The organism is Limimaricola hongkongensis DSM 17492 (assembly GCF_000600975.2).
GTDB lineage: Bacteria > Pseudomonadota > Alphaproteobacteria > Rhodobacterales > Rhodobacteraceae > Limimaricola > Limimaricola hongkongensis.
Window position 1 is genome coordinate 128348 of record NZ_KK088650.1, and the last position, 14649, is coordinate 142996.

General features: G+C 66.8%; 14 protein-coding genes. 8 read left to right on the top strand and 6 right to left on the bottom strand.

Annotation, left to right across the window (positions count from 1 at the left end; all coding sequences use genetic code 11):
* The first annotated feature begins 12 nt into the window (after window positions 1–12).
* On the top strand, window positions 13–1539 hold the full coding sequence (locus LOKHON_RS16055) for a P-loop ATPase, Sll1717 family (protein WP_162561757.1): 1527 nt from the start codon (window positions 13–15) through the stop codon (window positions 1537–1539).
* Between the two features lie 16 nt (window positions 1540–1555).
* On the opposite strand, the gene LOKHON_RS05290 is transcribed toward LOKHON_RS16055, so the two are convergent.
* Together LOKHON_RS05290 and LOKHON_RS05295 are read right to left on the bottom strand one after the other, a co-directional pair.
* The gene (locus tag LOKHON_RS05290; protein WP_017928217.1) at window positions 1556–1765 is read right to left on the bottom strand and encodes a DUF3072 domain-containing protein; all 210 of its coding nucleotides are present in this window, start codon (window positions 1763–1765) and stop codon (window positions 1556–1558) included.
* Window positions 1766–1853: 88 nt separating this feature from the next.
* Entirely contained in the window at window positions 1854–2606 is a 753-nt protein-coding gene (locus LOKHON_RS05295; protein ID WP_017928218.1) for an alpha/beta fold hydrolase, read from the bottom strand.
* 84 nt (window positions 2607–2690) lie between these two features.
* Between LOKHON_RS05295 and LOKHON_RS05300 the strand changes: the two genes are divergently transcribed.
* The gene (locus LOKHON_RS05300) at window positions 2691–3065 is read left to right on the top strand and encodes a hypothetical protein (protein ID WP_017928219.1); all 375 of its coding nucleotides are present in this window, start codon (window positions 2691–2693) and stop codon (window positions 3063–3065) included.
* 16 nt (window positions 3066–3081) lie between these two features.
* Here the strand turns inward: LOKHON_RS05300 and glyA are convergent, their stop codons facing one another.
* Window positions 3082–4377: a serine hydroxymethyltransferase gene (gene glyA / locus LOKHON_RS05305; protein WP_017928220.1), complete on the bottom strand. Its 1296-nt coding sequence runs from the start codon at window positions 4375–4377 to the stop codon at window positions 3082–3084.
* A 172-nt stretch (window positions 4378–4549) separates the two neighbouring features.
* On the opposite strand from glyA, the gene LOKHON_RS05310 reads away from it, so the two are divergent.
* A complete protein-coding gene (locus LOKHON_RS05310; RefSeq protein ID WP_017928221.1) occupies window positions 4550–5314 on the top strand; it encodes an NAD kinase in 765 nt (254 codons plus the stop codon).
* 6 nt (window positions 5315–5320) lie between these two features.
* Here the strand turns inward: LOKHON_RS05310 and LOKHON_RS05315 are convergent, their stop codons facing one another.
* From LOKHON_RS05315 to LOKHON_RS05325, 3 genes are all read right to left on the bottom strand, one after another.
* Window positions 5321–7228 (bottom strand): AMP-binding protein, encoded by a 1908-nt coding sequence (locus tag LOKHON_RS05315; RefSeq protein ID WP_017928222.1) that lies wholly within the window; start codon window positions 7226–7228, stop codon window positions 5321–5323.
* Between the two features lie 183 nt (window positions 7229–7411).
* A complete protein-coding gene (locus LOKHON_RS05320; protein ID WP_017928223.1) occupies window positions 7412–9712 on the bottom strand; it encodes an NADP-dependent malic enzyme in 2301 nt (766 codons plus the stop codon).
* Window positions 9713–9777: 65 nt separating this feature from the next.
* Window positions 9778–9978, bottom strand: a complete 201-nt coding sequence (locus tag LOKHON_RS05325; protein ID WP_017928224.1) for a DUF3072 domain-containing protein — start codon at window positions 9976–9978, stop codon at window positions 9778–9780.
* A 130-nt stretch (window positions 9979–10108) separates the two neighbouring features.
* Between LOKHON_RS05325 and LOKHON_RS05330 the strand changes: the two genes are divergently transcribed.
* From LOKHON_RS05330 to upp, 5 genes are read left to right on the top strand one after another with little or no spacing between them, the layout of a single operon-like run.
* Complete coding sequence (locus LOKHON_RS05330) at window positions 10109–10501, top strand: cytidine deaminase (RefSeq protein WP_017928225.1); 393 nt, start codon at window positions 10109–10111, stop codon at window positions 10499–10501.
* The gene (locus LOKHON_RS05335) at window positions 10501–11805 is read left to right on the top strand and encodes a thymidine phosphorylase (protein WP_017928226.1); all 1305 of its coding nucleotides are present in this window, start codon (window positions 10501–10503) and stop codon (window positions 11803–11805) included. Before LOKHON_RS05330 ends, LOKHON_RS05335 begins: the two co-directional genes overlap by 1 nt.
* Window positions 11802–13010 (top strand): phosphopentomutase, encoded by a 1209-nt coding sequence (locus LOKHON_RS05340; protein ID WP_017928227.1) that lies wholly within the window; start codon window positions 11802–11804, stop codon window positions 13008–13010. The genes LOKHON_RS05335 and LOKHON_RS05340 overlap by 4 nt, the downstream gene beginning before the upstream one ends.
* Entirely contained in the window at window positions 13007–13993 is a 987-nt protein-coding gene (locus LOKHON_RS05345; protein WP_017928228.1) for an adenosine deaminase, read from the top strand. Before LOKHON_RS05340 ends, LOKHON_RS05345 begins: the two co-directional genes overlap by 4 nt.
* The gene (gene upp / locus LOKHON_RS05350) at window positions 13990–14631 is read left to right on the top strand and encodes a uracil phosphoribosyltransferase (RefSeq protein ID WP_017928229.1); all 642 of its coding nucleotides are present in this window, start codon (window positions 13990–13992) and stop codon (window positions 14629–14631) included. The genes LOKHON_RS05345 and upp overlap by 4 nt, the downstream gene beginning before the upstream one ends.
* Window positions 14632–14649: the final 18 nt, after the last annotated feature.

The window sequence follows — 14649 nt, forward strand, 5'->3', positions numbered from 1 at the left end:
AGGATGACCTATATGCTCGCTGACTGGATTGACTTCGGACAGGTCTCGGCTGAGCGTGATGAGAACCTTTCAGAATACTTCTTCGAGAACGGCGTACTAGAGGCGGTTCTCGGCGATCGTCACCAATTTCTCGTGCTTGGGCGAAAAGGCGCAGGAAAAACCGCTGTTTTCCAGCATTTCAAGAATAACCCACGCAAGTACATTGGCGTGGGTGACTTCTCTGATAGCCTATCGCTCCAAGATTACAGTTGGGATGTGCACTCGCTTTTGGCCTCCAAGGGCAAGGCAACGTCGTTAGCTTATATTCAGTCTTGGAAGTATGTTATTTATCTAAACGCGATAAAGTGCCTGCATAAAAAAGGCGCACGCGGGAAAAAGATAGATGCCGCCATCAAGTTGGTGCAGAGAATATATAGCTCGCCGAGCCCTACTCTTTCTCAAATGATTGGCAGTAAGATATTTCAGCTTACTTCATTGAAGTTGCCGGCAGGTGGAGTGGATCTAGCGGAGGGTAACCTCGATGCGCTTAGCGTTAGCGGTGGCGAGATTAGTTTTTCCGATGTCCAGAAAGATGAAAGTCTTCAGAATTCTCTGAATCAGTCAATTGAACGGCTTTCTGAAATTTTTGAGGAAGCTCTGCTCGATACCATATCAGAGGAATCTAAAGTCTTTATTACATTTGATCGTGTGGATGAGGCTTGGGATAGGGATTCTTTTGGGGAGAGCCAGAAGGTTATTGCGGGCTTGATAGGGGCTGCGGAAACTATAACGTCCAAGTTCCGCGGCGCCCTGCGTCCAGTTGTTTTCCTACGTGAGGACATATTTGACTCACTGGATATTAACGACAAGAACAAGCTGAGAGCAGATTGCGGTCAACTACTTGCTTGGACCAAGGATAGTCTGTCGCGAATGTTGCTCGAAAGGGTGAACTACTTTGCCAGAAAGAGCGGCGTTGCTGAGTATGAGAAAGTAGATGCACTTTTCGATCGCCCTCAAATGAGACAGGGCAGGGCGCCGTTTGACTATATTAATCTGCGCACGATGGTTCGCCCAAGAGACTTCATACGCAGCTTTCAGCTCATTAAAGGGGACATGCTTTCTAGAAAGGAGAATCCTTACGATCCTGAAGCTGTTAATGAGGAGTATCTGGAGTGCCAGTCGATATATAACTCAGAAAGCGCTTATTCAGAGTGGCTGGTTGAAGAGCTGAAAGATGAATGGCGGGTTCAGTATCCGGCGATAAATGATCTATTTGCAGCCCTCCAGAATAATGGAGCTACAACTCTGTCAATAGGGGATTTGTCGGATAGTCTTGCAAAGGCTGGAATAAAATCTGGTCGATCAGATCTGACATCGTATTTGAGATTTCTTTACGACAATTCTATTATTGGGTTTCGTGTTGGCGCTTCCCAGCAGTGGAGGTTTAGGTGCTTTTTTAAGGCGCAGGGATTTATTGAGGCCGACGTTTACAAGGTCCATGATGGCTTGCATCGAGGCTTGAATCTCACGGAAAGCCGTAGTCCTAGCCAGAAAAAGTAGGATTTAGTGGCGGGGGTCACCCCCGCCCACTCTTCTCCTGCAACTCATCGATCCGCTCGCTGGCTTCGGCCTTGGTCAGCCCGTCATCGAACTCTTCCCCGGCCTCCTCGCACAGCGTCTTGAGATAGCTCGCCTGCGCGCCGGTCATCTTCTCGTCGCCGGTCACCCAATCCTCGGGGTCCTTCTCGGCATTGCCCTGCGGATGGCTCTTGGGGTCGTCAGTCATGTCGCGCTCTCCTGTGATGGAGTTCGTACAATGTTCCGCGCCGCGAAGAGTTCCCCGCGCCACCCGTCACGGCGGCGCGGGGACATGTTCAATCTTCCAGAAAACCCCTGACCGCCGCCTCGACCTCGCGCGGCTTTTCCGCGTGCAGCCAGTGCCCCGCGCCCTCGATCACCTCGAAGGACGGCGTCGGAAACAGCGCCCGGATCGCGTCGTGATGCCGCTCCTCGACGTAAGACGAGTTCGCCCCCGACAGGAACAGCGCCCGCCCGTCGAACCGCCCCTCGACCTCCGGGAAGCCCAGAATGGTCTCCATGTCGCGCTCCAGCACGTCGAGGTTCAGCTTCCAGCGTTTCTCCTGCAGGTCGAGCGATTGCAGAAAGAACGCCGCCGTCGCGGCCTCCAGATCCTCGCCCATCATCTCCGCCGCCTCCGACCGGCTGGCGATGGCCTCCAGGTCGACCTGTTTCATCTTGCGGATGTTGTCGATCTGGTCGTGGCCGTATGCCACCGGCGCGATGTCGGCGGCGACGAGACGGCGCACGAGATCGGGCCGGGTCAGCGCCAGCACCATCGACGCCTTGCCGCCCATCGAATGGCCCAGCACGTCGGCGGGCCCGTGCACTTCGAGCACCTCGGCCAGATCCTCTGCCATGCCGAAATAATCATGGCTCTCGGTCCAGTGGCTGTCGCCGTGGTTGCGCATGTCGACCGAGATCACCTGGCGGTCGGTCCCGAGGCGGCGCGCGATGACGCCCCAGTTGCGGGCCGAGCCGAACAGGCCATGGACGATCAGGAGGGGCGGGCGGTCGGAGGGCTCTCCGGTGAGGATGGTATTGAGCATGACCGCAGTTGTAGCGCACCGCGCGATCGGCGCCAGCCCCACGCCGCCCATTGAGTGCCGGGGCAGGGGGCGCTAACAAAAGACATGGACCGCACCACGATAACCGGCTGGACGCGCGAGATTTCCCGGCTTCTGTCCGACAGGGCCGGGGTGGAGGGTCGCTCCTTGGGCGATTGTCTCGACCGCGCCGCACCCGCCCTGCCGCCAGAGATCCTGTCGCGCGCCCGCTTTCTCGCCGCCGCCGAAGCCGTGGCCCGGCTGCCCGGACGCGCCGAGGCGATCGACATGGAACGGGTCGAAACCGCCTATGTCACCGTGCAAAGCTGGCTGATGGCCGAAGAGCCCGACGAGCTGCGCCACGCGCTGCGCCGGGCCGTGTGGATCAAGCGCGCGCGCACCGCCGCCACGATCCTGATCGCCGCGATCATCGCGGGCGTGCTGTGGCGCGAGGTCCTCTGACCCCGCGCCCGCGTTTTCAAAGCTCGGGGTAGAGCGGGAAGCGCTTGCAAAGCTCTTCCACCTCGCCGCGCACCTTGGCCTCGACCTCCGAATTGCCCTCGGGCCCGTTCTTGGCGAGCCCCTCGGTCACCTCGACGATCCAGTCGGCGATCTGCCGGAACTCCGCCTCGCCGAAACCGCGCGTCGTGCCCGCCGGGGAGCCGAGACGGATGCCCGAGGTGATCGCCGGTTTCTCCGGGTCGAACGGGATGCCGTTCTTGTTGCAGGTGATGTGGGCCCGGCCCAGCGCGTCCTCGGTCGCGTTGCCCTTCACGCCCTTGGGGCGCAGGTCCACCAGCATCAGATGGCTGTCGGTGCCGCCCGTCACGATGTCGAGCCCGCCCTTCATCAGCTGATCCGCGAGCGCCTGCGCGTTCTTCACGACCTGTTCCTGGTAGGTCTTGAACTCGGGGCGCAGCGCCTCGCCAAAGGCCACGGCCTTGCCGGCGATGACATGCATCAGCGGCCCGCCCTGGATGCCCGGGAAGATCGCCGAATTGACCTTCTTGGCGATGGCCTCGTCATTGGTGAGGATCATGCCGCCGCGCGGGCCGCGCAGGGTCTTGTGCGTCGTCGTGGTCGCCACATGCGCATGCGGGAAGGGCGAGGGGTAGATGCCCGCCGCCACCAGCCCCGCGAAATGCGCCATGTCGACGAGCAGATACGCGCCCACGCTGTCGGCGATCTCGCGCATCCGGGCGAAATCGATGATCCGCGGAATGGCCGAGCCGCCCGCGATCAGCATCTTGGGGCTATGCTCGGTGGCCAGCTCCTGGATCCGGTCGTAGTCGATCTGCTGGTCCTGCTGGCGCACGCCGTATTGCACGGCGTTGAACCACTTGCCCGACTGGTTCGGCTTGGCGCCATGGGTCAGGTGGCCGCCCGCATCGAGGCTCATCCCGAGGATGGTGTCGCCGGGCTGCAAGAGCGCCTGGAACACGCCCTGGTTCGCCTGTGAGCCGGAATTGGGCTGCACGTTGGCGAATTCGCAGCCGAACAGCTCCTTCGCGCGGCTGATGGCGAGGTTCTCGGCCACGTCGGCGAATTCGCAGCCACCGTAATAGCGCCGGCCCGGATAACCTTCGGCGTACTTGTTGGTGAGCACCGACCCTTGCGCTTCGAGCACGGCGGCCGAGACGATGTTCTCGCTCGCGATCAGCTCGATCTCGTGGCGCTGGCGGCCCAGCTCGTCGGTGATGGCTTGCGCGAGCTCGGGGTCGCGGGTGGCCAGCTTCTCGGTGAAGAAGCCGTCGTCGCGGGTGGGGGCATTCATCTCGGACACCTCGTGAGGGATTGCGTCGCCGCCCTCTTAACCCAGCGACAAGGAGGCCAAAAGCCCCGAAACCGTCGCAGCCCGGGCCATTCGCGGCAGGGCGGGCGCGCCGCTTGCCTTTCGCGGGGTGGTGGCCGACAACCTATGGGCCGCATTCGAGGGGGGACACGACTTGGGCACCGACCGCATCGCCTTTCTGGCCAGCGAAACCGCCGTGGCGCAGGACACCCGCGAGCGGCTGGCGGCGCGTTATGGCGACCATCCCCTGCAAGAGGCCGACATCGTGGTGGCGCTGGGCGGCGACGGCTTCATGCTGCAGACGCTGCACGCCACCGAGGCGCGCGACCTGCCGGTCTACGGCATGAACCGCGGCACCGTCGGCTTTCTGATGAACGCGTTTTCCGAAGACGATCTGCCCGACCGGCTCGCCGCCGCCGAAGAGGCGATCGTCAACCCGCTCGCCATGACCGCCGAAACCGTCACGGGAAAGGTGCATCGCGGGCTCGGGATCAACGAGGTGAGCCTGCTGCGCGCCGGGCCGCAGGCCGCCAAGCTCAAGGTGATCGTCGATGGGCGGGTGCGGCTCGAGGAACTGGTCTGCGACGGCGCGCTGCTGGCGACACCGGCGGGCTCGACCGCCTACAACTATTCCGCCTACGGGCCGATCCTGCCGATCGGGGCCGATGTGCTGGCGCTCACCGCGATCGCGCCGTTCCGGCCCCGGCGCTGGCGCGGGGCGCTTCTGCCGACCCGCGCCACCGTGCGCTTCGAGGTGCTGGAGGCCGAGAAGCGGCCCGTCATGGCCGATGCCGACAGCCAGCTGGTGCGCGACGTGCTCGCGGTGGAGATCCGCTCCGAGCCGCGGGTGCGCCACCGCATCCTGTTCGACCCCGGCCACGGGCTGGAGGAACGGCTGATCCGCGAACAGTTTGCCTGACCGCGATCAGCCCACCGCCGCCGGGCGCGCCCCGTAGCCCAGCGGCGCGATCGCCGCGCGCAGCTCGTCGAGGATCGCCGGATCGTCGATCGTCGCCGGGATCGCGACATCGCCGCCATCGGCGATCTGCGCCATGGTCGCGCGCAGGATCTTGCCCGAGCGCGTCTTGGGCAGCCGCTCCACCACCACCGCCAGCTTGAACGCCGCCACCGGCCCGACCCGCTCGCGCACCAGGTCCACCGCCTCGCGCACGATCTCCTGCGCCGGTCGCGCGCAGCTGCGGTTGAGGCACAGGAATCCCATCGGCAGCTGGCCCTTGAGCGGATCGGCCACGCCGATCACCGCGCATTCGGCGACATCCGGGTGATCGGCCAGCACCTCCTCCATGCCGCCCGTCGACAGCCGGTGCCCGGCGACGTTGATCACGTCGTCGGTCCGCGCGAGGATCGAGACATAGCCATCCTCGTCGATCATCCCGGCATCGCCCGAGGCGTAATACCCCGGATAGGCCGAAAGATAGCTGCGCCGGAACCGGTCCTCGTCGCCCCAGATCCCCGACAGCGTGCCCGGCGGCAGCGGCAGCCGGATCGCCACCGCGCCAAGGCTGCCGCGCGGCTTGTCCTGGCCCGCCTCGTCGAGAATGTGCACGTCGTAGCCCGGCATCGGCACCGTGGCCGATCCGTCCTTCACCGGCAGCTTCTCGATCCCCACCGGGTTGCCGGCGATGGCATAGCCGGTCTCGGTCTGCCACCAGTGGTCATAGACCGGCACGCCCGCCACGTCGCGCGCCCAGGCCACCGTGTCCGGGTCGGCCCGTTCGCCCGCAAGAAAGATCGCGCGCAGCCCCGACAGGTCGTGTTCGCGCGCCAGCCGCCCGGTGGGATCCTCGCGCTTGATCGCGCGCAGCGCGGTCGGCGCGGTGAAGAAGCTGCGCACCTTGTTGCGCGCGATCACCCGCCAGAACGCCCCGGCATCGGGCGTGCCGACCGGCTTGCCCTCGTAGATCAGCGTCGTGTTGCCATGCAGCAGCGGCCCGTAGCAGATATAGCTGTGGCCCACGACCCAGCCGACATCCGAGGCCGCCCAGAACACCTCGCCGGGGTCGGTGTCATAGACGTTCTTCATGGTCCAGTGCAGCGCCACGAGATGTCCGGCCGTGGGGCGCACCACGCCCTTGGGCTTGCCGGTCGTGCCGGAGGTATAGAGGATATAGGCCGGGTGATCGGCCTCCACGGGCAGGCAATCGGCGGGCTCGGCCTCTTCCTGGAAATCATGCCACTCCATGTCGCGGCCATGCTCGATACCGGCCATCGCCTGCGGGCGTTGCAGGATGACGCAGAAATCGGGCTTGTGATCGGCCTCGCGCAGCGCCGCGTCCAGAAGCGGCTTGTAGGCGACGACGCGGTTCGGCTCGATCCCGCAGGAGGCGGCGAGGATCGCCTTGGGGCGGCAGTCGTCGATCCGAACCGCCAGCTCGCGCGCCGCAAAGCCGCCGAACACGACGCAGTGGATCGCGCCGATCCGGGCGCAGGCCAGCATCGCCTCGATCGCCTCGGGGATCATCGGCATGTAGATGACGACCCGGTCGCCCTTGGCCACGCCGCGCGCCTTGAGCGCGCCCGCCAGCCGGGCGACGCGGCCCAGAAGGTCGGCATAGGTGATCTCGCTGCGGGTTTCGGTGACCGGGCTGTCATGGATGATCGCCACGTCATGCGCGCGCCCCTCGGCCACGTGCCGGTCGAGCGCGTTGTGACAGCCATTCACCATGCCGTCGGGATACCAAGTCGGCACCGGGCCCGCCTCCTGCGACAGCGCCCGGCTCGGGAAGCGGTGCCAGTCGATGGCGCGCGCCGCCTGCAACCAGAAGCCTTCGGGGTCGGCGCGCCAGCTCTCGTAGACGTCGGTATATGTCATGTCCGTCCTCCCTCGGGACGGAATCCTACGCCCGCCCAAGGGCTTCGGGCAAGCGCCACGCGCATGGGGCGGGGCGCGCGCAAGGGCCGGCGCGCGCGCATGGGGCGGGCGGCGGAGTGTGCGTATTTGAAGAATGGTGAAAGGGGGGAGGGGCGCTCCCCCCTTTTTGGCAAGCGCGCGGCGTCAGCCGTAATGCGCGACCGGCGTGCCCGCGATGGCCGACATGTTGAGCAATCCGCGCGCGGTGATCGACGGCGTCACGATATGGGCGCGGTTGCCCATGCCCATCAGCACCGGCCCGACCTCCAGCCCCGCGCCCTTCATCTTCAGGATGTTGCGCACGCCCGAGGCCGCGTCGGTATTGGCAAAGACGAGGCAGTTCGCCGCGCCCGAGAGCCGCGCGCCGGGCAGGTTGCGCGCGCGCAGCGCGGGGTCGAGCGCGGCGTCGACATGCATCTCGCCCTCATAGGCGAAATCGCGCGGCTGCGCGTCGAGGATCTCCAGCGCCGCGCGCATCCGCCGGCCCGAGGAAATGTCGAGATTGCCGAACTGCGAATGCGAGCACAGCGCGATCTGCGGATCGATGCCAAAGCGGCGGATATGGCGCGCGCAGCCCTCCACCGTCTCGGCGATCTGCTCGGGGCTGGGCTCGGCATGGACCTGCGTGTCGGCCACGAAGAGCGGGCCGTCCTCGAGGATCATCAGGCTCAGCGCGCCGACCGGGCGCAGCGCTTGGGTGCCCAGCACCTGCTCGATATAGTTCAGGTGCCACAGATACTGCCCGAAGGTGCCGCAGATCAGGCTGTCGGCCTCCTCGCGCTGCACCATCACCGCGCCGATCGCGGTGGTGTTGGTGCGCATGATCGCCTTGGCGAGATCGGGGGTCACGCCCTTGCGGGCCATGATCTCGTGATAGGTGCCCCAGTAATCGCGGTAGCGCGGGTCATTCTCGGGGTTCACGATCTCGAAGTCGATGCCGGGGCGGATGGTGAGGCCCGCGCGCTCGCAGCGGGTTTCGATCACCTCCGGCCGCCCGATCAGGATCGGCGTGTCGGTGGTCTCCTCGATGATCGCATGGGCGGCGCGCAGCACCCGCTCGTCCTCGCCCTCGGCAAAGACGATTCGGCGCTCGGCCGAGCGGGCGGCGTCGAAGACCGGCCGCATCAGCAGCGCCGATTTGAACACCGAGCTGTCGAGCCGGCGCTTGTAGGCCTCCATGTCGGCGATCGGACGCGCCGCGACGCCGGTTTCCATCGCGGCCTTCGCCACGGCAGAGGCGACGACGCCCATCAGCCGCGGGTCGAACGGCTTGGGGATCAGGTAATCGGCGCCGAAGCTGAGCTGCTCGCCGCTATAGGCGGCGGCGGCCTCGGCGCTCGTCGTGGCGCGCGCCAGCGCCGCGATGCCCTCGATGCAGGCGATCTTCATCTCGTCGTTGATCGTCGTCGCGCCGACATCGAGCGCGCCGCGGAAGATGAACGGAAAGCACAGTACGTTGTTGACCTGGTTCGGAAAATCCGACCGGCCCGTGGCGATGATCGCGCCCGGCTGCACCTCGCGGGCGAGATCGGGCATGATCTCGGGCGTCGGGTTGGCCAGCGCGAAGATGATCGGCCGCTCGGCCATCCGCCCGACCATTTCGGGCTTGAGCACGCCGGGGCCGGACAGGCCGAGAAACAGGTCCGCGCCGTCGATCACGTCATCGAGGCTGCGCGGCCCGCCGGGTTGCGCATAGGCGGCCTTTTGCGGGGTCATGTCCGCCTCGCGGCCCTCATGCACGAGACCGGCGAGATCGCACAGATAGACGTTCTCGCGGCGCACCCCGAGCTTCAGCAGCATGTCGAGACAGGCGATGCCCGCCGCCCCGCCACCCGTCGAGACGACCTTGATGTCGGCAAAGCTCTTCTTCGCCACGCGCAGCGCGTTGCTGGCGGCGGCGCCGACCACGATGGCGGTGCCGTGCTGGTCGTCGTGAAACACCGGGATGTTCATCCGCTCGCGGCAGATCTTCTCGACGATGAAACAGTCGGGCGCCTTGATGTCCTCAAGGTTGATCGCGCCGAAGGTCGGCTCCAGCGCGCAGACGATCTCGGCGAGCTTCTCGGGGTCCTTTTCCTCGAGCTCGATGTCGAAGCAGTCGATATTGGCGAATTTCTTGAAGAGCACCGCCTTGCCCTCCATCACCGGCTTGGAGGCCAGCGCGCCGATATTGCCAAGGCCCAGCACCGCCGAGCCGTTGGTGACCACCGCCACGAGATTGCCGCGCGAGGTATAGTCGCGCGCGGTGTCGGGGTCGGCCTTGATCTCGAGACAGGCCTCGGCGACGCCGGGGGAATAGGCGCGGGAAAGGTCGCGACCATTGGCCAGCGGCTTGGTGGCGCGGATCTCCAGCTTGCCGGGCTTGGGCAGCCGGTGATAGTCGAGCGCGGCCTGGCGCAGCCCGTCCGGGCCCCCGCGGGCTGTGTCGTCTTTGCTGTCGGCCATCGCGTCGTCTCTCCCCTGATCGGAATGGTTCAGCATTAAACCTTTCTGACGGGGGCGCGAAAGACCTATCGCGCGTCGCGCTCGTCCTGCAACGCGCGGATCCGCTCATCCGCCTGCGCCTCGGTCAGCGAGGCGTCGAATTCCGCGCCGGTCTTGTCGCACAGGTCGCGCAGCAGCACCGCCTGTTTCGGATTCATCGGCGCGTCGGGATCGTCTGGCGTGCGGGCCTCGGTCTCGGGCAGCACGGATTTGGTCGGCTCGATCATCGCTCATCCTCCGGGGTTGGGCCGCAAGGGCCAAACCCCTCCATGCGGGGCGAGGTTCCGCGAGGGTGGGCTTGCATCAAAAGGGGCCGCGCGACACAGTTTCCGGCAAACCGCCCGGAGGAGGATCCCCATGTCGCTGGTCGACGATGCGCGCCGCGTGCGCGAAAACGCCTATGCTCCCTATTCCAACTTCAAGGTCGGCGCCGCGATCCGGGCCGTCTCGGGCAGCGTCTATCTCGGCGTCAATGTCGAGAACGTGGCCTATCCCGAAGGCACCTGCGCCGAAGCCGGGGCCATCGCCGCGATGTGCGCCGCCGGAGACGCCGAAATCGCCGAGGTCGCGGTGATCGCCGACAGCCCGGTGCCGGTCTCGCCCTGCGGCGGCTGCCGCCAGAAGCTGGCCGAGTTCGGCCGCGGCGACGTGAAGATCACGCTGGCGACCACCGACGGCACCACCACCGAGACCACGCTCGGCGCGCTGCTGCCCGGCGCCTTCGACCAGAGCCAGATGGAGCGCGCCTGATGGATGCGCGCCGCCTGATCGCCGCGCTGCGCCGGGGCGAGACGCTCGCCCCCGACGACATCGCCGCCTTCGCGCGCGGCCTCGCCGATGGCACCGTCTCGGACGCGCAGGCCGGGGCCTTTGCCATGGCCGTCTGTCTCAACGGACTCGGTGAGGCAGGGCGGGTCGCGCTGACCACCGGCATGCGCGACAGCGGCGACCGGCTGTCATGGGACCTGCCGGGGCCGGTGCTCGACAAGCATTCGACCGGCGGGGTGGGCGATCCGGTGTCGCTTTTGCTCGCGCCCGCGCTCGCCGCCTGCGGCGTCTATGTGCCGATGATCTCGGGCCGGGGCCTGGGCCATACCGGCGGCACGCTCGACAAGCTCGAGGCGGTGCCGGGGCTGTCGACCCAAGTTGACGAAGCGAAGCTGCGCGAGATCACCCGGCAGACGGGCTGCGCCATCGTCGGTGCGACGGGCCGCATCGCCCCCGCCGACAAGCGGCTCTATGCCGTGCGCGACGTGACCGGCACGGTCGATCACGTCGATCTCATCACCGCCTCGATCCTGTCCAAGAAGCTCGCCGCCGGGCTCGAAGGTCTCGTGCTCGACGTGAAGGTCGGCTCCGGCGCCTTCATGAAATCTGAAGCCGAGGCGCGCGAACTGGCGCAGGCGCTGGTGGCGACGGCCAATGGCGCGGGCTGTCCGACCGCGGCCTTCCTGACCGACATGGACCAGCCGCTCGCCCCCGCCTTGGGCAACGCGACCGAGATGGCGGTGATCATGGCCGTGCTTTCGGGCGACCGGCTCGCCGCGCCGCGGCTGCACGACCTGACCGTGGCGCTTGGCGGGCGGCTGATGGCGCTCGCGGGCGGCGCCGAGGGTGAGGGCGAGGAGAAGATCGCCGAGGCCATCGCCTCGGGCCGCGCCATGGAGCGTTTCGCGGCGATGCTGCATGATCTCGGCGGCCCCGCCGACATGGCACAGAACTGGCGCGCGCATCTGCCACAGGCCCCGGTGGTGCGCGAGGTGACGGCGACCGAATCCGGCCATCTCGCCGCCATCGACGGCGAGGCGCTGGGCCATGCCGTGGTCGCGCTCGGCGGCGGGCGAAAGGTCGAATCCGACCGGATCGACCCGGCGGTCGGCCTGTCGGATGTGGCGCGGCTCGGGGCAAGGATCGCCCCCGGCGACCCGCTGGCCCGCATTCATGCCGCGACCGACACGGATGCCGACGCCGCCGAGGCCGCGCTGCGCGGCGCCATGACGATCGGCGATGCGCCGCGGCTCAATGATCTGGTGAGAGGAAGGGTGGACCCATGACGCGCGTATTCCTGCTGGTGATGGACAGCGCCGGGATCGGCGGCGCGCCCGATGCCGACAAGTTCTTCAACGGCGATGTGCCCGACACCGGCGCCAACACCATCGGCCATATCGCCGAGGCCTGCGCCGCCGGAAAGGCGGAGCAGGGGCGTTCGGGGCCGCTGGCCCTGCCCACGCTCGACGCGATGGGTCTGGGGCGCGCGATCGCGCTGGCCTCCGGGTTCGATGCGCCGCATCTCGGGGGCGAACCGACCGGCGCATGGGGGGCCGCGACCGAGGTATCGATGGGCAAGGACACGCCCTCGGGCCACTGGGAACTCGCCGGCGTGCCGGTGCCGTGGGAATGGCACTATTTCCCCAAGGAAACCCCCGCCTTCCCGACCGAGGTGACCCGCGCGCTGATGCAGGCGGCGGGCACCGACGGCATTCTCGGCAATCGCCACGCCTCGGGCACCGCGGTGATCGAGGAGGAGGGGCCCGAACACCTCCAGACCGGCTGGCCGATCTGCTATACCTCGGTCGACAGCGTGTTGCAGATCGCCGCGCATGAAGAGAGCTTCGGTCTCGACCGGCTTTTGGACATGTGTCGCGCCGTGGCGCCGATGCTGCACGACATGAAGGTGGGCCGGGTCATCGCGCGGCCCTTCCTGGGCGACGAGGCGACCGGTTTCACCCGCACCGCCAACCGCCGCGATTTCGCCATCGCCGCCCCCGGACGCACGCTCCTGGACAGCGCCAGGGCGGCGGGGCGCGACGTGCACGCGGTGGGCAAGATCGGCGACATCTTCTCGATGCGCGGCATCACCGACCTGCGCAAGGGACCGGACGCCAAGCTGATGGACCACCTGTCGGATCTGGTGGACGAGGCCGCCGACGGCGCGCTGGTCTTCGCCAACTTCGTCGAGTTCGACACCAATTTCGGCCATCGCCGCGACGTGTCGGGCTATGCGCGCCAGCTCGAATGGTTCGACGCCGCGCTGGGCCGCATCCTGCCGCGGCTGCGCGAGGGCGATCTCGTGATCGTCACCGCCGATCACGGCAACGACCCGACCTTCACCGGCACCGACCACACGCGCGAGCGGGTGCCGGTGCTGTGCCACGGGATCGGGGCGCAGGAGCTCGGGCTGATGGGCTTCGTCGATGTCGGCGCGCTGGCCGCCCGGCATCTGGGCATCCCGGCCCCCGACCCGGACGCCGCGCCATGAGCTGGCGCGCGCTCCCCAAGGTGGAGCTGCACCTGCATCTCGAAGGCGCGGCGCCGCCCGCCTTCATCAAGGGGCTCGCGCGCGAGAAGTCGATCGACATCTCGCGCATCTTCGATGATCGCGGCGGCTATGTCCGCGGCGATTTCGACTGGTTCCTGAAGGCCTATGACGCGGCCTGCACGGTGCTGCGCGGCCCCGAGGATTACCGCCGCCTGATGGCCGCCGTGCTGGAGCAGAGCGCCGGGCAGGGCGTGGTCCATACCGAGCTGTTCCTGTCGCCCGATTTCTGCGGCGGCGGCGATCTTTCGGCGTGGCGCGATTACGTCGACGCGATGGCCGATGCCGCCGAAACGGCCGAGCGCGACCTCGGCATCACCGCGCGCGGCATCGTCACCTGCCTGCGCCATCTCGGCCCCGAGGCCGCGAAACCCATCGCCCGCTGCGCCGCCGAGACGGCGGGCGGCTTCGTCACCGGCTTCGGCCTTGCGGGCGACGAGATGATGCACCGCCCCGGCGATTTCGGCTGGGCTTTCGACTGCGCGCGCGAGGCGGGGCTGGGGCTGACCGCGCATGCGGGCGAATGGGGCGGGCCGGACATGGTGCGCGAGACCGTCGATCTTCTGGGCTGCAGCCGCATCGGCCACGGCATCAACGCGGTGGGCGATCATGCGCTGTGCGACCACCTGATCGAAAAGGGCGTGACGCTCGAGGTCTGCCCGGTCTCGAACCTCGTGCTCGGCGCGGTCAGGGATTGGAAATCCCACCCGATCGAGATCCTGCGCGATCGCGGCGTGCGCGTGACGGTCTCGACCGACGACCCGCCATGGTTCGGCACCTCCATGAGCCATGAATACGACATGCTGGAGCGGCATTTCGGCTGGGAGGAAGAGCGGCTGCGCCGCGCCAACGATGTTGCCGCCGGGGCCGCTTTCTGCGACGAGGACACACGCGCACAGATCCTGAAGAAACTGGAGGCGGCATGAGCCACACAGACACCCATTTGACCGTCGTGACGCACCCCTTGGTGCAGCATAAGCTCACCCTGATGCGCAAATCCGACGCCTCCACCGCGAGCTTCCGGCGGCTGTTGCGCGAGATCAGCCTGCTTCTGGCCTATGAGGTGACGCGCGACCTGCCGGTCACCATGACCACCATCGACACGCCGATGCAGCCGATGCAGGCCCCGGTGATCGAGGGCAAGAAGCTGGCGCTGATCTCGATCCTGCGCGCGGGCAACGGCCTGCTCGACGGCATCCTCGAACTGGTGCCCTCGGCCCGCGTCGGTTTCGTCGGCCTCTACCGCGATCCCGAAACGCTCAAGCCGGTGGAGTATTACTTCAAGGTGCCCGGCGGGCTCGACGAGCGGCTGACCATCGCGGTCGACCCGATGCTGGCCACCGGCAACTCCTCGGTCGCGGCGATCGACATGCTCAAGAAGAACGGCGCCAAGGACATCATCTTCCTGTGCCTTCTGGCCGCGCCCGAAGGCGTCGCCCGGATGAAGGAGGCGCACCCGGATGTGCCGATCGTGACGGCGGCGCTCGACGAGCGGCTCGACGATCACGGCTACATCGTCCCCGGACTGGGGGATGCGGGTGACAGGATCTTCGGAACCAAGTAGCGCCAGCTTTACAGCGCA